Source organism: Nocardia sp. 2TAF39 (assembly GCF_052114905.1).
GTDB lineage: Bacteria > Actinomycetota > Actinomycetes > Mycobacteriales > Mycobacteriaceae > Nocardia.
This window is the reverse complement of record NZ_JBFRFQ010000009.1, coordinates 38192-61769: the sequence shown is the minus strand read 5'-3', so window position 1 is coordinate 61769 and position 23578 is coordinate 38192. Positions and strand designations below refer to the sequence as shown.

Sequence of the window (23578 nt, the reverse complement as noted above, 5' to 3'; positions counted from 1 at the left end):
CGCCAGCATTGCGTCCAATTCGGCGACCCGAGTCGCCGCTTCGGCCATGGCACCGAGATCACGGACCCGCTCGGCCACCTGCCGCTGCTCACCCTGCAGCAACGGTCCAGCCAACAGGTCTGCGACCCGGTGGTGGGGCAGTTCGCCGGCAGTGAACGCCAGCTCGGCACCCTGGGTATTCCGCAGCATCCGTTCCAGCTCGGCACGAGACCGCTCCCGCATCCGCCGCAGCTGCGGCGGGCGCAGTGCTGGGTCCTCGTCGAGCTCCACCGCCAGCTGCACGAGTTCGCCGAAATAGGCGGCGCGGCTGCCGGTGAACTGTTGCCGGCGCACGACGAGGTCGTGCAGCCGGTACGCGTAGCCGGTCTGCGCGTACCACCGCAGCCGCCACTTGTCGTGGTTTTCGGCGGCATCGGCAAAGTCGTGCATGAGCAGGTACCGCTCGGCGGTGTCGAGCTGCTGCTGCGAGGCGCCCGCCGCGTGTGGCCCGATCTGCCAGGCGCGCACGGTATCCGGGGTCACCGTTGCCGCCGTCCATTCCGGCAGCCGTTGCACCTGTGCGGTCAGGTGTGTGCGATGCTCACGCAGCGTGTCCAGCTCGAAACCGGATTGTGAGGTGATCGGTCGCGGATATCCGAACCGCTTCCGATAGCTGTTGCGTGCGTCCTGGTAACGGCGGTCGGCCACCTGGTAGTGGGCGTGGGTGCGGCGCAGGGTGGCTTCCGCGTCGTCGAGGCGACGAATCCCGGTATCGGCCGTGACGAATTCGTCGAGCGCGGCGATCACCACGCCGAGTTGTCGCACCCGTTCGTTCGCCACCGCCCACTCCGGGCTGTCCGGATGGGCGGGCAGGACGTCCAACGGTCCCGGGGGGTGCTGGATCGGGTCCATGGCCAGCAACGCGGCCAGCTCGGCTCGCTCGGCGTCCAGCCGGGACCGGTCGGCGGCTCCCGGTGCCACCCGGTCGACTGGTACCAAGAAGTCAGCGCTTCGCTGCGCCAGTTCCGCCTGGGCCTGCGTCCGGGCAGCCATGGTCTCGGCACGGAATTCGGCGGTAGCACCGGACAGGATGTCCGCCCCATCGCGCCCCCGGTATGCGGTGGGTTCGACCGGAACATCGACCAGCTCGGCGTGCAGTGCGTCGTACCGCTGCATCAACCGCTCGGTGTGGTCGATCCCCTTGGCGGGGTCGTTCGACAACCGGCGGATCTCTTCGGCGAGCTCATCGATTCGAGCAGCCTGGGCGGCCTGCCGACGGATCTCGTCGACCGACCCCACACCCTGTTCGAATCGGGCCTGCGTCCCGTACCCCGCATCGGCGAACGCGCCGAGTTGCTCGTCCAACGTCCGCAGCCGACCGGCTTCGGTGACCTTGGCCATCAGGTAGTAATACATCCGGAAATCCACTTCGGCGTCAAGGAATTCCGGTGACTTGGTGGCGTCATCGATCCGCGCCTGACCTTCGAGGAAAGCGCGAGCGTTCCGGTCGTCCATCAGCGCTTCCGCGGAAATGTCGAACAATCCGGCCACCTCGGCCCGTGCTTCGGCGAGCCTGCCGAACCAGAAATTCCAGCCCGACGATCCCAGCGACAACAACTGGGCAACGTAACTGGTCTCGTCCACGTCCGAGTCGACCAAAAGCGGGCGGAACCAGTCTTCGAGCTCGCCGATCAACTGCTGCGCCCGCTGCCGAACATCCCGCCGCAACCCGGCCGTCGGCTCCGGCAACGAGAACGCCCCGGCATCCGCGGACAGTGCTCGGCGCGGGCGGGGACCGGCCGGTTCGGGGGCGGGTGGGACGCCGAACAACCTCGAGCGCGGCATGTCCTTACCGGCGATCGCGGTGGGCGGTTTGCCGTTGAGGGGGCGTTTCGGCGTGCCGTCCTTGGATTCGATGCCGAAGACGCCTTCGGCGATCCGCGACTGTTCGGCGACCCAGCGGCGTATCTGCTCGGGGCTGCGGTGGGTGTGCACCACTCCGTCGCGGCGTTCGTGCACCACGATGGTGTTGCGATCCGGGTCCCAGGTCACGGTGGCCATATGCGCACCGAGCCCGCTGCGGTATTGAACACCGACGGTGACGGTTTCGCGGGTTTCGAGCACATGGTCGATGACCTCGTCGATATCCCGGTAGCCGCCGGGTTTCCAGTCTCCGTCCAATGCCATTGCGACGTCGGCGGGGTGGTCGCCGTTCAGGGAGAACTCCCTCGGCTGCCGGGGCTTGTCGACTTCGGGCAGCCCGGCGGCCCGGCGGTTGGCCGCCTCGGTGGTCTCCACCGCATACGGGGCGCAGTCGCCGATCAGCTGGACCGGTTTCGTGGTGTCCGGGCGCTGGTGTTCGGCGACGGCGGCGGCGAGCACCTCCTCGGGAGGCTGCCGCAAGCCGTCACTCACCGCTACGTCGATGCGGCCGACTTCCGTAGCGCAGACGTTCATCTCGATAGCGGCCGCGGCCATGGCTTCGTAGTGCAGCAGCTTGGCGACCGCCGCACGCTGCTCATCCGACGACAGCGACAGTGTCGACACCCGGGCCGGCGTCAGCTCGGTGGGATCGGACATTTCGAGCAACCTCGAAAGTGTCTGCTGCTCGGCTTCGAAGCAGCCGCGGAATACAACAGGACGATCCCGAAGCGGAATGTCGTCGATCCGCATCCGGATTTCCCCGGCCAACTGCGCCAGAGTTTTACGCTCCTGCTCCATCCGGTCGGTGATGCGCTGCCGCTCGGTCTGCAGATATTCCAGCCGACGCACCCGCTCGTTCAGCCGGTTGAATTCAGTATCCCAGCGGTAATATTCCTCGGCGATTTTCAGCAGTTCGCCGAGTTCCCGGTGGCGCTGCGGATCCTGGACTGCCTGCTCGCGCAACGCACGCAACTCGGTCACGTCGTGCGGCCCCTGTGCCAGGGCGGCCGCATCATCGTCGCCGAACCGTTCCCGGAGCTGTCGGTGGAAACGCTGCTCGGCCACCGCACGTTGTGCATGCCGGTGGCGCAACGCCGATCGCAGCGTATCGAAACGGTGCACCAGCCGATCCGCCGACAGCACCGACTGGACATCGTCGGTCAGTTCATCGAGGCGCAGCCAGTTCTGTGCCCGGTCGCGCAGTTCGCTGTCAGGGTTGGAATCGGCTGCCCACTCCCGCATCAGCTGTCGAATCTCACTCGGCGTCTTTCCGTGCAGGCGCGGATCGAAGGCGTCGGCGGCAATGCGCAGCAGACGCAGTCGAGACAGCACCTTGGGGGTGACGGCCGTCGGGTCGACCCGGAACTGCGGGCCGTTCCGGGCAACCTTGGCGCGCAGTCGTTCCCGCTCGGTGGCCAACTCGTCGCCGAGTCGGGTCAGCTCTGTGCCCAGCGTCGCCCCGAAATGCGGGCGTGGAATGCCATTCGATTCGAGGGGGGCCGATACGGCGGCGAAAGCGTCGTCGAACTTTTCTTGCTGCGTGTGAATTTCGCCGTCGCGTTCGTCGACCTTGTCCGCCCAGTCGAGCACCCGCCGACGCCACTCCAGCAGCGCCGCCATCGCTCGTCTCACCTCTGCGTGGACACCATCGGCATCCCGAATGTCCTCGAGTATCTCCTCGTAGTCCTGCTGCAGATCCTGGCGGTCCTGCCTACCCATCCGGGGCTGGCGGCCGCTGGCCGGGTCGAGACTGGTCGGATCGACCGAGATCGTGTCGAGAGCGACGCCGTCCGGCAGGATCTGGCGGTCGCGCGAGTTCTGCAGTTTCCGGGCCAACTCGCCGAGCCGAGCAACCTGCTGAGCCCACTGTGCGTCAATGGGGCCAGCACCTTGCTCGGCTCGGGAATGTGCCGCGTGGAACGCGGCTTCCAGGATGTCCAGCCGCTCGGTCAAACTCTGCAGCCGGCCGATATCGCCGACCGCCTTGATCACGGCGAAACAACGAACAAACTCGTCTTCCGCGGCGCTCAACAGCTCCCGATCGTGCGCCAGCGTCGTCGAGGCCTTCTTGCGGACCTGCAGATCCGCGAGCGCCTGCGCCACCTGAACGTCCGAGTGCAGCTCACTCGCCGGGATCTGCAGCAGCCAAGCAAGCTGGGTGCGCGCCTCCGCCAGGTTGTCCGACCACCGCTGCCAGATGTCCGAGCCCGGGTTCAGCAGCTCCGGCACATCCTTCGCCGGCACAACGCCTTCCAACTCGCCGTGCATACGGCGCACATCCGCCTCGGCATTGCGCCGCATGGTGACCAACGGCTCCGGCAACTCGACGTTCGCCTCGGATCGGGTGCGGCGGAAGATCTTCCGCCGCAACCACTCCGGATCCGGCCGCGCACCGGCCGACGACAAGGACTCCGAACCGGTCGAGGACGACGAGTCCGGTGACCGAAGCTGCTCTGCCCGGCGCGATAGGGCATTCTGCTTGTTGCGCGCGGCGTCGAAACGGTCGGCGGTATCGACTAATTCGTCGATGAGGGGGGTCGCCTCGCCTGCCCGCGACAATGTGCGCAACTGGACGGTCAGTGCATCCAATTCCGCTTTCGACGTCACGTTTCGGAACTCCGGGAGCTGCGCAGCCTTGGCCGCGAACTCGGTCTGCAGCCGCAGGAGTTCGGTTCTCGCGTCGAGGTATTGCGGCCAGATTCGCTCGAGTTCGTCGCGCACCGCCTCGGTCAGCGAATCCTGCGCCGCGCCTTCGGCGTCGAAAACAACTCCCTCCCATTGGATCACCGACTCGGCGTCCGCTGGCGGGAAATCATGCAGCACGATCCCCCCGTCATCGGAATCGATCACCCGCGGCCGACCGTTGTCGTTGTAGACGACAAAGGTGTGACCATTGGGACCGTCATTGGAGGCCTCCTGGAAAATCGCGTTCACCACGATCAGGGCGCCGTCCCCCAGGGTTAGAAGCTCCTGTTCCACCTCATCGGGTCCCTCGAACCTACGGTGCCGCCCGCCGAGCGCGGCCTCGGCCATAAAGCGCACTGTCCCGCTGAGCGCGACATCCAGCCGTATCGGTCGAATGTTCGGATTGCCGGTGAGGGCCGCCGCCAGCAGAACAGACTGCGGCACACACGAATCGATTCCGAGCTTGCGTACCGCGAGGTTGTCTGGGAGCGGCCGCCGGGCCGCGAACTCGTCCGCCAGCGCGTCCGCGAGACGAAGGACCTCTGCTGCCGCCGCACGCGCCTGCGCCGGCGACGCGTGGTCCCGGTGAGCGACCACCTGCGCCCTGCAGAACTCCCGATAGAGCGCGCTCAGCCTGGTGATCTCGCCGGCAATTTGCTCTCGCCGCAGAAACTCGTCGACGAGCAGATTCGGATCTATCCCAGGCTGCCGCCCCAACGTTCGGACGGAGGCGTCGATGCGCGCGTGCTCGATCGAGGCAGCGTAGAGCCCCATCGTGGCCTTCAGCCAGTATTCCGAGACACCGTGTTCCACTGCGGAATCGACTGCCGCCGGGCCACCGGCATCCGTCGAGTGCTTCGCCGCGCCATCGGCGACGTCTCGGCCGCCGCGGCGGCTGTCGCGGGCACCCAGGTTGGGCGGCTGCGGGGGACGCTCTCGCCGGCTGCGCCAGTCCGACAGGTCGGTGACACCCGACGGCGATTTCGGGCGGGCGCCGTCGTCGGGGCCCGATGGCCGCTGGGATGGCTCGGGGTCCTCGCCGCTGTCGGAGGGCAGCAGGTAGCCGTAGACCCGGACCCGGCCGTTGGCGTCACGGAAGGCGCGGGTCACGACGAGGCGGGCGTCGCGGCCGAGCGCCAGCTCCGCGTTTGCAGCCTCCCGGGTCAGCGCGCCGGTCCACAGTGCCGGGGTGCCCGCGGGCACCCGCACGGTCAGGACAGCGCGTACGGTGCGCATTTTGTCGGTCGGCTCGTCGGCGAGCTGGGCGGCGAGGTAGTCGGGGATGGTGACGGTACGGCTCTGCAGGCCTTCCGGATTCGCCAGGTCCTTGTCGCTCAGCTCGATCTCGGTGGTCACGATGACATCGCTGTTCAAGGGGCTGGCCGCGAGCGCCTGGTCCACACGTCGAATCTGCATGGCTTCTGGATCATTCGAGGAGCGCTGGTCCTCCGGTAGGTTCAGGTAGTCGTTGGCGGCCCGGTATCCGCCGAAGGTGCCGCGGGCCCAGCGCAGCGCGTTCTTCAGCTCATCCCGGATGTGCTGGAAGCCCAGGTTCCACATCTGGACAAAACCGGCCCGCGCCGCGTCATCCGGCAATGACACTGCGCCGTCGCTGATTTCATCGAGTGCGACCTCGCACTTCACCACCGGGGGCAGTGCGGCGAACTCATTCGGCGACATGCTCAACCGCACCGGCGACGACGGCGCGGGATCGGGCTGCGCAGGCGGGAAGTCGGACTGGACCTGCGCGTCGAGGCGTTGCGCCCGCTCGTCGAGACTGGTGAAATCCTTGATGCTGTTGATCAATTCGCCCAGCGCCGAGTGCCGACGACGGATGGCGCGCTGTTCGGGGTTCAACTCACTGGCGGCGCGGCCCCGCAGCTCGAGCACCTGCGGTGTCAACTCTCGATGTTCGTTCTCCCAGCGTTCCAGCCCCGCCGGGTCGTCGGGATTCTCCGTCAGGTCCGCGGCCGCCTGGTCCCGCCGGACCCGGAACTGCTCGCGCTGTTCGTAGGCGCTGACCACCTCCGCGCGCTTGCGAATCTCCTCGTTCAACCTGGGCTTATCCAGGGCGGCTCCGGCGGCAGGCAGTTGATCTCGTCTGGTCACGGCATCGGCGTGCTCCCGGCGGGCCTGGTCCAACCGTTCCGGCCTGCTCCAATCCGGCTGCAGCGCACCGAGGTTCTTGCGTGGACCGTGTTCGGCCTGTTCGGCCTCGTCGAACGGGACGTGGTCTGGGTGTTCCTCATCGGCGACAGCCACATGCACATCGCCGCCGCTGCCCGCCCAGTCGATCCAGTCGTCCACCTGCTTGCCGCGCAGGATGACGCCGGGGGCGCCGATATCGCACACCACCACTTCGCCGACCTCGAGCTGCGGGTAGCGGGTGCGGAACTCCTCGGTCACCTTCACCACCGCGAACGCGTGCGCGCCGACTACCAGGTCGTGCCGATCCTCGATGCCCTGCCACTCGATGGCTCCGGCGAGCAGCTGCGGCCCGTCCTCGGCGCGCACCATCTCGACCGCGGCGCGCAGACCGACGGCTCCCGCTCCGACCGGGTCCGGCAGCCACCCCGCGTTCAATCCGCGCGCGAACTCCAGGCCGGATATTCCATTCGTCCGCACCATGTCGTCGAACAGCGCGGGCACCACATTGCGTCCTGCCACCGGACCCAACGCGTCCTTGACGATCCACTGCACCCAGGGACCGCAGGCATTCCTGCTGGTCGTCGGTGACGACTGGAGTTCGTTCAGCGGAGGAACCTCCGGCTCGCGCATCTCCAGGATCTGTTGGGTACGCTGCAACAGGTCGTCCATCTGCTGCTCGAGGTCGTCCAATGTCACGCTGAGCAATCCGAACTCGGGATCATCGGCCTGCAACAAGGTCGGATCCACGTCGGTCTGCCAGGCAAGCTCGTCGAGTCGGTCCTCCACCTCGACGAGGCGTCGGCGCGTTGTGCGCCACCGGGCGCGCACCTCATCGAGTCCGCTGCGCGCCGCACGCAGCAGGACCAGTCGTTCTCGCCACTGTTCGGACACCTCGCGCGCGGGCACCAACTGCGCCTGCGCTACCGGGTCGTGCGGAGCGAGGCCGAGGGTGGCGGCCTGCCTGGCGGCGTCCCACCGCGACTCATGCGCGCTGCGCAAGGCCTGTTCCAACCGGTCGAGCAACATGATCCGGTCCGTTGCCGCGAAGAACTCAGTGGTGAACTGGTACGCCTCGTCCAGACGTTGCACCGCTCGGAGGATGTTCATCTCTTCCGGACTGCGCCCGCCCTGTGCCAGCAGTTCCCGGACTCGACGAGGGGTGAGCTCCCCCACGCTGAGGCCGGTGCGGTCCAGCTGAACGAAGTGCTCGACCAACGGAACCCGATCGCTGTCCAGCCGCTCCAACTCACCGGAATTGTGGGGGTTGGCTCCGCGGGTCTGCATCTGGACGCTGCAGACGGCCAGCCAGGCAGCCTGCAAGTTCCGGAATACGACCAGCTCGGGGCCTAGGCCGGTGAAGACGGTGACGGACCGCTCGGCGGTGGACCAACGCTGCGCCGCGCCGGCCAGACCGTCATCCAGGGCGACCCTCAGGTCGAAGACGGCGACCTGCTCACGCAGCTCCACGAATTGCGCTGCCTGCACCTGGAGAATCGGGTCGTCGGGCAGCAGCTCGACCAACTGCTCGCGGGTCACCGTCTCCAGGTCGACTCCCTGCGGCAGGTCGGTGGCCATCAGTACTCCGGCCAACGCGAACCGTTCTCGCAGGGCTGCTTCGCTCTCGACATCGGGCACCTGACCGGACTGCGAAAGTCGATCCTGTATCTCGCGCAGCTCGTGCGCCACCCGGCCGAGCCGAGCCGCCTCCGTGGCCACCGACCGGAAGGTGTCGGCATGCTCGCCGCCCCGCCAAGACTCCGAATACGCCTCGAACAGCGCTGCTTCCAGTGCGGCGATCTGCCGCACCCGCTCGGTGTACCGGTCGGCCGCGGCGAACATGGCCACATCGCCGTGCAAGTCCATAAATTGCGCTGCGGCCGAGTCCGCTTCGCCCGAAAGAGATCCCTGCGTTTGCATTGTCGCCAGTTCCGCGATGAGCAGATGCGGGTCGGGGAAGCGCTGGCCCAGTCTCCGCTCCAGCCGCTCATGTGCCTGCTGGTACGCAAAGCCCAGTTCCAGTCGCGCCGGGGAGCTCGGGTTACCGAAATCCTCGATATCGAACGCCTGCAACAGGTTCGCCTGCAATTCCTCCGCCTGACGCTCGGCGGTGCGCCGCATGCCGATCAGCGTCGGGTGCACTCGACCCTCGGCGAACTCCGGTGAATCCTCCGGCTGCGGTGACGGCGGACCGTCTCCGGTACCGTCGCCTCTACCGCGACCGCCGGAATCCGGTGGCTGCCCGTCGCCGCCCCCGGCCGAGCCGTCGAATATTCCCGCAGGGGTGCGCGCCCCCGGACCGTCGCCGGAGACCGACGCCACCACCCGCCCCGCACCGTCGAGGTGAACGACATTGCCGTGCCGGTCGATCACCAGGACCTCACGCAGCCCCGCAATCGGATGACGGCGCAAGACCGCAGCCAATTCGTGCGGCCCGACGGCACTGTCGGCCAGGGTGAGCACTACCCGGTCCGCGCCGCGCCGCGCCACCCGGCTGTGGAGCGCCTCGACATCCGCGGTCATCGGCGCAAGATGCGCGAAAGTCTCTCCTTCGATCCGGAGGCCGGCGTCGTGGTGTTCCACCAGGAAACCGGCCTGCGCCAATCTCGTCGCCGCGACGATCCCCTGCCGCAGCCGCCACCGCCCGATCGCATCGAGATCGGCGGAGATACCCGCCGGAACCCCCTCGGGGACCGCGGCCTGGTTCGGTCGATTCGAGGCACGGGTGTGTTCCGCCGGGTCGGCCTCGGTGACCGCGTCCGGCCGTGCACCGAGGTTCTTGCGCGGGCCACGAGTCGCCTGTTCCTCGGCGCGGAACGGGACCTTCGCGGGATGGTCGTCGACGACAACGATGTGCACATCGCCCGCACCCTCGCCGGCCTTCTCGACCCAGGCGTCGACCTCCGCACCGCTGATCAGCCCGCCCGCGGCATTGTCGAACACCACCACGTCGCCGGGTCGAAGATTGTGTTCCGGGAAGAGGTCCCGGATCCGCTCGGTCACCCGAACCACCGCGAAGGCGTGCGCCCCGACGGTCGCCTCGTCATCGGCGATCATCCCGGGGAACTCCATGCCGCCCGCGACCACCGAAGGTCCGTTCGATGCGCGCACCATCTCCACCACGGCCCGCAGCGCCGCACTGCCCTGGCCGACCGGTTCCTCGAGCCAGCCGGCTTTCAACCGGCGCGCGAAATCGACCTTGTCCATCCCGACCAGACCGATGCCGACATCGTGCGGATCGGCCGGATTCACCTGGATCAGCGCGAACGGCCCCAGTACATGCTGGATGAACTTTTGCACCAGCGGACCACAGTTGGCCGGCCCGGACACCAGATGGGCCGACAGCGATCGGTCGCGTTCTTCCTCGGATTTCACCGCCTCGGAGCGACTATCCGAATCGGCGCCGTCCCCGACACCGGCTGGTACCGGCTCTTGGTTGCCGTCGCTGCCATTCCGGCCGACCGGGAACTGCTTCTCCACCAGTATCAGTGGCAGATTCGCCCAGCCGTCGAACCGGGCTGAATATCCGAATAGCCATTCCGGGAAGACCAAGTGTCGGAGCTTATGCACCACCCTTGCCCCGGCGCCGGTGGCAGTCTGGAGCCGGCCGCCGAGTACCGCGGTGATGACATCCGGCGCCACCCGGGTGCGCATGCCGATGGCGTGCATCGCGGCCGACATATCATTCCAACGCAGCAGCACCGCTGCGGTCAGGATCAGCGCCAGCTGCTCATGATCGGGATCCTTACCGGCCAGGACCTCGGCCACCTCGGTTTCCGATACGCCAGCGGCCGTGGCCACCACCTCGATGCCGGTGTGCAGCAGGGCATCTTCCGCTAGCGCTCGCCACGTCGGGTCCTGCAACTCCAGGTCGAGTCTGCGAGCAGCTACCCGGATCCGTTGCAGCGCATCACCATCGGCCAGCAGCCCGGCGGTGGCCGCCCGCACCGCCCGCACCGACACCTGTGCTTCCTCGGCAACCGCGACCCACACCGGCAGTTGCGGATGGCCAACCTCAGCAGAATCCGACTGCGCCTGGGCAGCAACGATGTCGGCCGTACCATCCCCGACTCCCTCGGGCGGCTCGGCCCGCTGCCCGCGATCGGTCGTAGCCGTCGGGTCGACGAGCGCGCCCGCCTCGACCGGGGCGGACTGCCGGTCTTCCCGTACCACAACAGAATCGAGCTGCACCGCAGGTACGCCGGCCAGCAATTGATTTGCCCGTTCCAGTACCTTCGGAAGCACCGGATCCGAAGCGGCCGGCCGTTGCGGCACCGCGGGGAATCCGGACTTCCGTGCTGCGTCTGTCGCCTGGCGGGATTCGGCGAGGATGCGAGTGAACTGCTGCCCCGTGACGACCGTGTCCCGGAATTCCTGTCGGTCCATCCCGGCCTGAGTGGCCGCACGCACCGGCTCGCTCAGCTGCCGGCCCAACTCGAGCAAGCTGCTGCGGCTGTCGTCGGGCAGCGGCAACCCGGATATGCCCTCCGGGCTGAGTACGAAGGCAGATAGTTTCCCGCGCAACGGGTCATACGGGATCGGCGGGAAGTCGCGCACGAGGATACCGTTGTTGTCGAGCACAATGTGATATCCGCCCAGCGAAACGATCACATAACCGTGACCGCCGATGCCGTAGCCTTCGGCTACACAGGTGATTCCGATGTCCGGCAGGGATTTCCGGAGTTCTTCGTAATTGTCGAACTCTTGCGGGAGGGCGCCCAGCGCTGCCATCAACTCGAAAGTGTAAGTACCCGACAGTGAGGTATCACGTTCCATCGGTATGATTTGCGAATTGCCGGTCAGCGCCAACGCTGCCCTGACCGTCATGGGACCACAGTAATTCTTGAACAGTTCTACCGAATCGGCTGCTCCGGGCTCTGGCGCGAGTCGGTCCAACCGCTCGTCCAACGCCTGGTCGGCGCTTTCCACATCCCGGCTCGCTTGGATGAGCGCATTCTGCAGCTTTTCCGGCTCGGCAAGCGACGGTGGCGTCGGCACCGCGGTTGCCGCCTCCACTCGGGCAGACACGATGTAGTGCACCAACACCGCCTGCGATCTGACTCGGTCGAGCTCGGTCAGCTCAGCAAGGTCGGCCGTGATCTGCTGATGCCGAACCAGCGCATCGCGCAGTTCCCGCATCCACCCGGCCCGCGGCTCATCCCCGTCGGGGAGCTTCGCCAGCGCGGCCAGAACCTCTTCGCTGTCCTCTGGGCGCAGCAGGTGCTGTCGCCACCCGAGTTTGTCGGCATGTTGCCGAGCCCGCTGCCATTCATTACCACGTTCGACATCGAGGGCATATATCCGTAGCGCCTGGGATACGCGCTCCGGAGGTACGACCGGTTCCAACGGGAACGGGAGGTTTCCGACCAGTTCGGCCGGGTGTAGTAGGGCCCCGCCGTCGCGCGCAACGATCCCGTACAACTGCGTGGTCCGCGGGCGATCCGGGAAATTCGGGTCGAATTCCTCGTAGACCCCGTCGGCGGGATCACACTTGATAATGATCCCCTTGTAATTGATGAGCGTGTAACGCTGCGGAAACCCGTAGCTCTTGTCCACAACGGCGATCGAAGAACCCGCGGGCAGCGCCTTCAGCAATGCGTCCATTTCGCCGTAGCCCGGCAAGTACACCATGCGACCACGCAGCCGAGCCTGCAAGCGCTCATCCTGGATAATCCTCCGCAGGTGATAATCCTGATCGAGCCCGGACCTGTCGCTATCCGGGAGACTGTTCTCGGCTGATTCCACTGCCGCGGGTCCGTACATATTCTTGAATGTGCGCACCACCGTGTAGGTGTTCAGCTCGTCGGCTGCTTCGCGATTGAACAGTTCCAGTTCGGCCAGGTCGACCAGACCTTCATCCAACGCCATCGCGACCCGATTCACCTCGGTGTCGGCCTCCCGCAAGTTTTCGACGAACCGATCCAGTTCGGCCAGCTCGGCGGATTTCTCCTGCCGCTGCACGGCATCCCAATCCCGGATTCCGTCCGCCAGCTGCTGCGCCAGCGTGACCTTCCGGCTCGCGGTTTCGGATTCGGTGTGGACATCGATGCCGAGTGCTCGGATTCTGTGTGCCAACGTGCTCGCCCAGTAGGTACGCGCCAGCACCGCATCGTGCAGCTCGGCACTCACCGCGTCCAACCAGGCGTGTGCCTGTTGCAGGTAGTGGTAGCGATGCACGGCCTCGATGTGAGCGCGGCGCTGCTCGCTGCGTACCTCGGCCGGATCACCCAGCGCGGCAACATGTTCGGCTACAGGACGGGTCGCGTCCAAGCGCAGCTTCGCCACCGCGTCCCGGAATTTCTCGGCCGCATCGAGCCGCCACTTGTCCGCGCCCCGCTGCAGATTCGCCAACCGGCGGAGGCTCCCGCTTCGGTAGTACCCGGTCCCGTACTGACCGTCTTCATCCGACGGCCAACCACGGGCAAAAGGTGCCGCGAGCTTCCGTTCGTAGTGACCACCGCGGCCCGGCAACTGTGACAATTGGATGTCCAGCCACTCGCGTATCCGCGGCAGCAAGGCCCCGAGGTCCTTGTCCGGGCCACGCTGTGCTGGAATCTGTCCCTTCGCCAATTGCTGAAGCGCTACACCGTCTTTATCGAACCCGGCCGCATGCAGGTGTTCCACCACTGCGCCGACATCGTGGCCCCACTGGTCCACCGCTGCGCGCCCGACCACAAAGCCGTGTTCGTCGGCACCGGAGTAGGCATTGTCGTACACCACCACCTGACCGCGGTACTTCTTCAGATGTGCATAGCGGTCGATCAGCTTCTGGTTCACCTCGACCACCAAGACCGCATGCCCCAGGGCGTGGTCGCCTTCCAACGCCAACGCCATCATGCCCACGCCACCGCTGCGGTCCCGCACCCGGGCAATCACCTCGGCCAGCCCCAACCGCCCCGGCCGCAGCGCCTCCGGCAACCAGTCCGCAGCCAACCCCTGCACGAACCTGGTGCCGGACATCCCGGCCCGTACCACATCCGGATCCTGGGGCGACACCGGATCCATCAGCGCCGCCTGCTCCGGCGCCACCCAGATCTCCGCCACCCCCTGCACCAGGGCCGCGCAGTTGTTCTCCTCCGGATGATTGTCGAAGTAGTCGTAGGCCGCCACACCAGGATCTACGTCGGGCACCTCTACCGCCGCAGGCTGGGCACCGCTGTCCGCCAGGCCCGCGCCCCAGGCAGCCTGGTTCCAGGGCGCCTGGTGCCTGGACTGGGGTTTGCGCACTGGATCTGGATCGCCCTCGCCGGTCGGGCGCGTTGCGGTGCCGTCGGCCTGCCCTTCCGCATCGGCGGCGTCCTCCGCCTCGCCCATACCGATGACCGTGCGATATTGCTCGATCAGTTCCGGAAGTGCCTGCAGTGCGGTTTCCTGCTGACGGAGTTTGCGCGAGCGCGTGCGACACACTCCGAGGTACCCCGTCGGCATGGGGTGCCCGGCCTTCTCGAGCTTCTCGAACCTGTCCACTGTCATGGGCTCTTTGACGCCATTGCGGTTCAGGACGCGCTCCCTGACGACATCGCGGTTCAGTTGGGCGCGTCGGGCGGACACCGATTTCGTTTGTGTCGCAATCGTGTCGCGCCATGTCTGCCCAGTCGGATCGCCGTTCAACATCTGCTGGTCTGTGATCCCGAGCAGCTCGGCCAGTTTCTCGATCTGCCGCACCAACTCGGCGACCATCCTGGGCATGAAGTCCGGTGTCGTGCTGTCCTGCGCGTGCCACTCTCTCGCGGCCAGCCGTTCCACCAGAGTGGCGTGCAGGGGACCGAGACCCAGGCGCTGGAACTCCGTCGTCAGGTCGATGCCGTGCTGCACGAATGCCGCTATGTCCGATTGCGGGATATTCCGCAGCCACTCTGCGATTTCGTCGGCGGGGACAGGCCCGTCGTTGAACGCCAGATCGGTGCCGACCACGTCGCCGTCGGCACTACGCAGCCACTCGCCGTGCAACCGGTGCCCGGGCGACCCCTGCCTTCCAATGTTGTGAATCAGCGCCACGAAGGCACGGAAACGCCGGCCGCTGGAGGACTCGACCAGAGCCGCCTGCTCGGCGAAAGACAGGTCGGACCCTGGTGTTCCCGGCACGCACTCGGTGTAGGTGTCACAGTCCCCATCCCGATGCACCTGCTGCGCCTTCACCCCGAAGGCGTCTGCGACTACCGGCACCACCGCCGCGTCGGCGGCGGCCTTGGGATTGAGGTACCGGCGGCGGATCAGGCGAGTGCCGTCGCGATAGATATCCTCGTGCGCCTCGACCTCCATGCCGGTCGGCCGCTGCGGCCTGGACCCGACCCGTCCGGATTTGATCGCCGCTTTCACGATCTCCGAGAACGACCGCGTTTCGGTGAGACCGTTCAGCAACGTGATCAGCCCAGTATCGGTGCTGAATTCACCTGTCTTCTCGAGCCATTCGCCTACGGCAGGTCCTTGCCCGCCGGATTCCGGCTGGAGTACCAGATCCTCGGCCGACTGTCGGCCGGCCTGATCGACCTTCACCTGTACGTGCCGGATCAGGACACCACTGTTCTCCGCCTCGGCGCGCAACCCTGGCAGTTTCGCGTCCAGCAGACCTCGCGGATCGTCGAGCGGCGACACAACCCAGATGGTGGACGGCTCGCCGAGCACGATCCCGACACCGTCCGCTATCGGCACCGCGCGGTTGGCAGCGAGCCAATCTCGTGCGGCCACTATGTTCGCCGCGACCAGGACATCGTCTGCGCGGTCGCGTGCGGCCACGAGGGCACTTATGATCGGCTCGATCACAGAGCTGTTGATCAACAGCCGCGTCAACTGGTCGAGCCTGGCGTTCACCTCATCGTCGACGACATTCTCGCTGCGGTTACGCTGGGCACCGAACCACAGCCGGGACCTCTCCGCCTCCATCCGCGCGCGCAATTCGCGCACGGCCTGTCTGATCTCGTACACACTCAGGCCGCCGTGCGCTACCCCGAGCGCCTCGAGCCGCTCGACGAGATAGCCGTGGATCTCCTCGGTGTGCTCGGCCGCCGCCTCGATCTGCTTGCGCACACTCGCCCGCGGCTCGCCCAGTGGAGTCTCGGGGTCCAGCTGCCACTGCCTCCAGGCCGGTTCGCTCCCCTCGTCGGGTCGGGTCGGGTCGGCCGGCAGCTCGAGCTCGGCTATGGCCGAGTCGGGGTTGTGGTTCAGCTGCTCCTGGCGCGATTCGAGGGACACCGCAGTCCGCGTCTCCACCTGCAGGCGGGTGGGTAAGACCGCTGATCCCTTCGGGGACGCTTTCGCAATCCGCGACACCAGCCGGTTGAGCTTTTCGTCTGACCAGCCACTGAACAATTCCGACACCACGAAGTCGACACTCTCGCTGCCCGCAGGGGGCTCGGCGACTTGAGGCCATTGAGGCAAACCCGGGGCGCCCGACCAAATCCAGACGGTCACCGGGATGCTGCCGATCCTGAGCTTGACACCCCTCGTGCCGATCGGACGGTCCGGTGCCGGCAAACGCCTCATACCGACCGAATCCGTGCGGCCGGAGAACAGCCCCCGCGCAACCTCCCATGGTCCGAGCGGGTCGTCGGTTTCCGGCATGTCACGTGCCATCGCGAGCACGACGGACTCCTTGAGGTCGCCGCGCTCGATTCCTTCGCGCCCCTTCACATCCCGCGCACGCCAGAAGGCGACATCGCCGAACTGCCTGAGCCACTTCTCGAAGCTCATTTTGGGCGGCAGCAACTCCAAACCGTTGAAGGTGGAGTATGTGCGGATCAGTGCGGCGCGCAGGTCCTCGGCAGCCGGCTCCGTGGATCGGGCGGCAACTGGCACAGTGACATCCGATTGCACCTCCCGATGAATGATGTCGAAGGGGCTGAGGTTCGCGTATTCCTTGTCCCTGGCCAAATCGAGCAATGCCAGACTGTGTCGGCCCGGCATCGCCACCACAACCAGCAGGTCCCGGCCGTCCGTACCGGCGCCGGGGACACGCACGACATGGTCGTTGACCGGCTTTGTGCCCGGACTCTGTGGCAGATACTCGTTGAGAACACCCTCGAGGGTCTGTTTCGACGCGGCGGCGTCGATGGCGCGGGCTTTCACCGCCGCGTCCTCGACGGTCTGTTGATGCAGACCGACAGCCTCGGAGAGCCGCGTGAGCTTCTCGTCCTGACGGCGCAGGTTGGTGCGCCGTACCTGCAATGCCCGCAGATTCTCCAATCCGTCCCACAGCGAGATCTCTTGCAATGTCAACGGATCGGCGGCGCGAAGGTCACCTGCCAGGGCCGTCCATTCGACGGCCAGCTCCCTGTGACGCTTCTCGATTTCCGCCCGCCACACCTCGGGATCCGCTGTGTCCGCAACGAAAACGAACAACTCCCTGGCCAGCCGGGCACGCTCCTGTTCCCGCTCGTGAACCGGCGCCACGGCAGCCCGCAGATCTTCCGCCGAGTTCTCACGAGCCGGCTGCCGGTCCACCGGCAGCGGTGCGCCGGCCTCTTCCGGCTGATCGCGGTGCCTGGTCGATTCCGTGCGTACGTCGCCGATTCGTTCCGGCACAATGCGATCCCCCGACCCCTGCCTGAGTGCCGCCGCCACCACAACCATCACCGCCGCGCGATGCCGCTCGACGACATCACGCAGCTCTTCGATGGCGGGTTCTCGCCCACTGATGTCGGTCAGGCGGTCTTGGAGCACGTGGTGGTACATCAACGGCAGCTCGAGTTGGGGTTGGGCGAGCTGTTCGGGATCGATGCGGAGTGTGGCGAGCTCCCCGAGCAGGGCAGTGCGATCCTTCGCCACCGAATCCGCCGCCGCCGCCAGCGCAACCTGCCACGCCTCCCCGGTCACGTCGTCGTCCAACACCCGCATATCCGTGATACCCAACCGTCCCGCCAGCTCGGCGCGGCGGCGTTCCAGCTGCGCCACACGCTCGGCGTGCAGTCCCGCCCGCCTCGTCGCGGCATCATTCGCAGCGAGCATGTCATCACCATCGGGCACCGAGGCGCTGGTTTCGGCTCGAATCCCCGACGGCACCAAGGTCGCATCGATCCGACTGTCGAGGGAGGCCACCCGCTCCGCGGCCGCATCGTCGACCCACCCCGGCGGCTGTTGCGCATGGTCCAGCACCGCATCCAGATGCTCCCGCCCCAGCGCCCGCAGCCGCTCGAGAACACGCTGTCGCCACTGCTCGTCGGACATCCACCCGAACGGTTCCCCAGGCCCTGGATCAGGGGGAATCTCGTCCATGCCGATGTTCACGGTCGGCAGCGGGTCGTTCTCCATCTCCGGTGTCAGTTCCTCCACCGGACGGCCGTTCCTGCCGAATTCCGCCGCCCATCTGCCGACCACGACACGGTCGGTGGCCGGTGGGTACGAGTGGTACCGGTTGCGGCCCGGGTCGAACACCATGACCTCGCCGCGCACATTCACCAACCGGAAAGCATGCGCCCCCACCCGTTTTCCGTCGACATCCTCGTGATGCTGTCCGGCGTATTCCTCGACGATCACCGCATGCGCGCCATCACCCGCATCCAGCAGCCGCTGTTTCACCGCCGCAAGCGGATCACCCGGATACGCCGAATCCGCGTCGACCTGAACCAGCCGGGCACCCAAAGCTTTCCGGAACACCTTCGGATCCACCCCGGCCAAGCCGACCTCACCCAGATCACCGACCCGCACCCCCGCTGCTTCCAACTGGGCCAACACCAAGACCGCGCACTGGTTACGCAGATGCTCCACCAACTGCGGCGGAATCCAGTCGGTGTCGCTGTCGCCAGTCGACGCGGCCGAGACCACCTGCGCCGGCTGGGTGTCCAGATGCGCCAGATCCGCCGCGACCACAGCCTCCCAAGCCAACGCGTCCAGGCGCTGGAATTCCTGGCTGTAGTAGTCCATCTGCTGCGCAGTCCGCGACACGGTCGCCGACTGCGGCGAGCGTGCCAGCTGCTGGACGGTGGCCGCGCCATCGCTGTCGACCGAAACATGGTGATAGGTCACCGCGACACCGAAACGCGCCAATTCCTCGCGGGTCATCCCAGTAGCGTTCTGCAGCAGCGTATCCAGGTTCGGAACCGGTGCGGCGACCACGATCCGCAGGAACCTGCCCGCCACCAGGCCGACGCCTTCAGCCAGCGGCACCGCACCCTCGGCAGCGAGCACATCCCGAGCCGCCAACACCCCTGCAGCCAACCGAGCTTCCGGATGATGCAGCCGAGCGGTAACAGCCTCCGGCCAGGCACGCCTACCCGCAGCCGGTTCCCATGCCGGCCGGGCCGGCGGCAGATCCACCATCCTATCTCGGTGCTCCGGAATATTTCCCGGCTCCCCGGGCCGTCGCGGCTCGATCTTCTCGTCGCGGTAGGCCAACCGGAGTTTCATGGCCGACTCACTGCTGATGTCCACGTCGAGCTTGACATGCACCACCTGATAGCGCGGGTTTTGTCCCCACACGTCCGCAAACTCCGGGTGGCCGGCGACCAGCTCGTCGAGTGCCACCTCGGGACGATCATCGGTCGTGAAGACCAGCAGCACATCACGTTCCGACTCGGCGGTGGCGACATACACGACATGGTCGTTCACCGTGCGAGCCCGCTCCGGGTCCAGACCGTAATGCGGGCCGATCTGGGCCGTGATCTTTCCGCCGAGGATCATGCGCCGCGACATCTCACGGTTGAACAGCTTCTGCTCGTGCTGACGTTTCGTGACCAGCCCGTCGAACCGACGGCGTTTCTGAATTTCCTCCCGCCGCTGCGCCAGATCCCGCAGCCGCAAGGCCAGCCGCGTGGACTGCACGGTCTCGTCGCCCGGAATGGTCTCCAGGTCGATATCGAGCAATACGGACGGATCGACCCACAATTCGGCGGCCAGGGCCGCCCAGTCGGCCCTGGCGCGACGACGCAACTCGACCAGCTGCTGCGGGCCCACCTCACTACTGACATTCATTTCCGGTGCCAGTAGTTGTATTTCGGTGGTCAGTTCATCGATCCGCCGCTTCAGCGACACGACACCCGGTGCCGGAGACACGTAGTCGATGGCCATTCCGGACAATTCCTGCGCCCGGTTCGACATCCTATTGACCGTGTCGACCATTTCGAAGTAGCGGCCAGAAGCCGCCGCGAAATCGTCGATAAACCGAGTCGACTTGCCTTCCCACGCAACGTCGCGCAACCGTTCGATCGCCGCGTACCATTCCGATTGCAAAGTCGTCTCCGCTTGCGCAGTCGCCAGGGAAGGTGGCAACTGGCGTAGAAACTCGTCCACCTCTGTCTTCCGCCGCGTATGTTCGGCGTCCGCTTCGAGGTATTGCGGCCAGAGCTGTTCCAGCTCGGCACGTGCCGCATCGGTCAACGGCGACACTGGGACGTCAGCGCCGAAAACAGTTCCCTCCCACGACGTCGCTTCCTGGTCGAGTTCCGACGGGAAGTCATACAGCACCGTACCGATGGTGAGGTCCACAGCATCGATCCCACGAATGCGGCCGTTGTCGTTGAATACGACAAAGACATGACCACTGCCATCGCGAAGTGTCCGGCTCGCCAACATCAGAGCACCGTCACCCAAGTCATCCAAGACTTGCGCTATCTCATCGGGCCCCGAAAACGGACGCAGTCGGCCACCGAGAGCAGCCGCGTCCACGAAAGGATGGGTTCCGGTGAGGCTGACATCCCGCTGGATCGGTCGAATATCGGGATTGCCAGTGAGTGCCGCCACCAACAGAATCGACTGCGGCGCGCAGAAGTCATACAGCACGCTGTCGAGGGCAAATTTGTCCGGCACCCGTCGGCGGGCTGCGAACCCTTCACGCAACACCTTTCCGAGGCGATGTACCTCTGTGGTCGCCCGCTGAACCTGATCCGCTGTCGCGTCATATCGGCGAGCCGCCATCTGCGCCCGGACATACTCCCGATATACCGCATTCAGCCAGGTAAGTTCCTCGGTGACCTGTTGCCGCAACGCAATCGCCTTGTCGAAATCGGCAACCAACTCTGTCACCGGCGAATCGGATCGTCGTATGTTGTTGGCGTCATCCAGTTGTTCTGCCAGCTGCTGGATATGGGCCTCGATCCGCCCCAGTTCGATCGAGGTGGTATAGAGCCGCACGGTAGAAAGCATCCACGGCGGCGAACCACCCTCCGTGCTATCCGAGCCGGTGTCCACATCGCTCGTATTCCGTACGACGCGGCCTTCCGACTGCGAGGGCTGCTCGTAGGGGCCAATGGCTGTTGACCGTTCCGGCTCGTCGGCGAACTCGAATTCCTCGAGTTCGTCGTACAGCTCCTGACTGCCCTCGGCTGGAGAGTAATCGGGCGCTACCGTCACGCTGGGCCCATACAGCGCATCGCCCGCCGCCAAATCAATGCTGCGAGCTACGTCCAATGCCGTGAGATAGTCCATGGCAGCACGTTCGAGCCGATCCAGACGCTCATGGCGCGCCAGATCGGTCGGCGATGATTCCCGCCGCAATTGTGCGACCTCGTCGGCCAGACTCGCTCCGGAAGCCAGCTCCACATCCGGATCGGATACCAGTCCCTCAGCCAGTCGGTTGCGCTCCTCCCGCGCAGCCCGCGCCTCTCGCAACACGCGGTCTCGCTGCGCGGCAAAATTTTCCAGCTCCGCACGCACAGCGTCGGCCATCGAGTGCAGCGCCGAACCGTTCACGAACGCAATGCCTTCGATCAGGGTTGTCTCACTCGCACCCCGTGGCGGGAAGTCATGGACCAGAGCGCCGTTCCAGTCGACGACCACGATCCGGCCCCGGTAGTTGGTGATGACATAGGGATGACCGCCATCGGTGCCGAGCACCACGATCGTGTCGCCGTGCGATACCAGCACCTGCGCCATCTCGTCGTGTCCGCCACGGAAATTCCGCGGTTGGGCACCGAGCGCAGCGGCGGTCAGGTAATGCTCGATGCCGGACATTGAGTCCACATCCCAGCCGGCCGGCCGAATATTCGGGTTGCCCGTCAACGCCGCGGCAGCCAACACCGCTGCCGGGGCAGCGAAGTCCCGCACCTCGCCCGCGCTGATCACCGCCGGATCGCGAGCGGCGAAACCGTCGGCCATCGCCTGGTCGAGGCTACGCACCTCGGCATCGCATTGCGCGACCCGGGCGGCAAGCTCGGCCAATTCCGTGATATTCAGACGCGCCACCTGCTCCAGGCTCAGCGCCGCCGGATTCAGTCCGAGAGTGGTGGCCAGTTCGGTGAATTCGGCGGTGGCGGCATGGTGGGCCACTATCGCCTGCACCCGTTCCGCGTTCACCGGGTTCAGCCCAGCGAGTTCGTCGGTGAGCTGTTGGTGGCGGCGCAGCAGCTCGGCAAGCTTGCCGAGCGCCGGGTCCATGTCAACCTGCTCCTGAGCCAGATCCAGCTGCTCCGGATCGACGCCGTGCTGCTGCGCCAACTCCATCGCCTCGGCGTGCACCCGATCCCGTTCGAATGCCGTGGCATACAGCTGCTGCGCCTGCTCGTACCGGTGGTCGGACACTTCCCCGGAGTCGAACCGCGGCACCAGTTGTGGCTCGACGTCGGCCGGGAAGACCTGGTCGACAAGCGTCTGCCGCGCCGCGAGCGCTTCGGAGCGCGGCAGCTCAGTGTCATCGGGTTGGAATCCCCACTCCGCCAAAGCATCCACCAGACGCGCCTTCAGCTGATCCACGGCGATCATGGCCTGGACGACGGCCTTGGCAGCTTCAGGCGATTCACCGGCCTTGCTCAGCTGGTAGTCGTATTCCAATAGCGCGACACAATATTGGCGAGCGAGGTCCCCCAGCCTGTCGTGCCACTGCTCTGCCGCACGGATTTCGGCCAGAATGGAGCGCGACGCACCTTTGGGCGCAGCGGACAACAGCTCCGCAGTCGACTGATCCCGATCGGCTTCCCACCCGAGACCGCGAAGTTCGTCGTACAGGGACCGCCGCAGCGAACCGTAATGGGTGTCGGCTACACCCAGCGCCTGCGCCAACGCAAAAGGGCGCCCTCCGTGGACCAAGGGGCCGCGGGCTCCTACCAATACCGGCGCATCCGCATCGGTATCGGCATACAGCGGCGCTGCATCCTGTCCCGACCCATACAACAGGTCGAAGCCCGCGGTGTCGAGCGAGTTCTGCGCGTTCACGGCCTCGATGTATGCGGCGGCCGCTGCCTCACATGTTCCGATCAGCTGCAGCCGCCGCGGATCGGTGGTGTCCTGGCGCAGCTGTGAGAAAACCGCGACAGTCGCTGTCGGGAATCCCAGGAAACTTTCGGGGGCGATGCCGAGCTCACCGGCCGCGGCTTCCGCCTCGGCTTGCGCATCCCGAGCCAGTCGTATCTGACGCTTATGCCGCCGCGTGATATCGGTGATCCGCGATCGTGTCCGCTCCGGCATCGGATGCATGGCAACATCGTCGACAAACACCAGAGCTTCGACGAACGGCGCTTTGGGGGTGTGATCCGGCAGCCAGTAGAAGTCGTGGACGTACGCGCCCGCCCAGTCCACCACCAGAATCCGGCCGCCACGGTTGATCGCCACATTGGTATGACCCGCAGTGTCACCGTCGCGGAAGAACATCTGCATCGAGGCACCGGGGCCGAGGTCGGTCAGAACCTGTTTCACCTCATCGAAACTGGTGAACCGGCGCGGATAGGCGCCTGCCGCGGCAGCGGACTCAAACTGCGCGGTGCCGATTTTCACCATATCCGCTTCAGTCGGCCGCATCCCGGTATTGCCGGTCAGGGCCGCCATCGACAACGCGGCCGAAGCCCCGCAGACGATGTCGTACAGATCGGCCGGATCTATCTCGGGCACCGGCAAATTCGCCAACCCATCGGCCAGTTCTCGGTCCAGCTCCGCCACCTGGGCAGCCAACGCCGTTACCCGGTCGACGGGGGCGGCCAATTCA

General features: G+C 66.2%; 1 protein-coding gene (only partly in view). It reads right to left on the bottom strand.

This entire window lies inside a single protein-coding gene on the bottom strand: locus AB4Z47_RS07600, encoding a LacI family DNA-binding transcriptional regulator. The 64554-nt coding sequence extends 7188 nt beyond the window's left edge and 33788 nt beyond its right edge, so the window shows coding positions 33789-57366, spanning codon 11263 (partial) through codon 19122 (complete); reading right to left, the first codon wholly in view occupies positions 23575-23577. Both the start codon and the stop codon lie outside the window.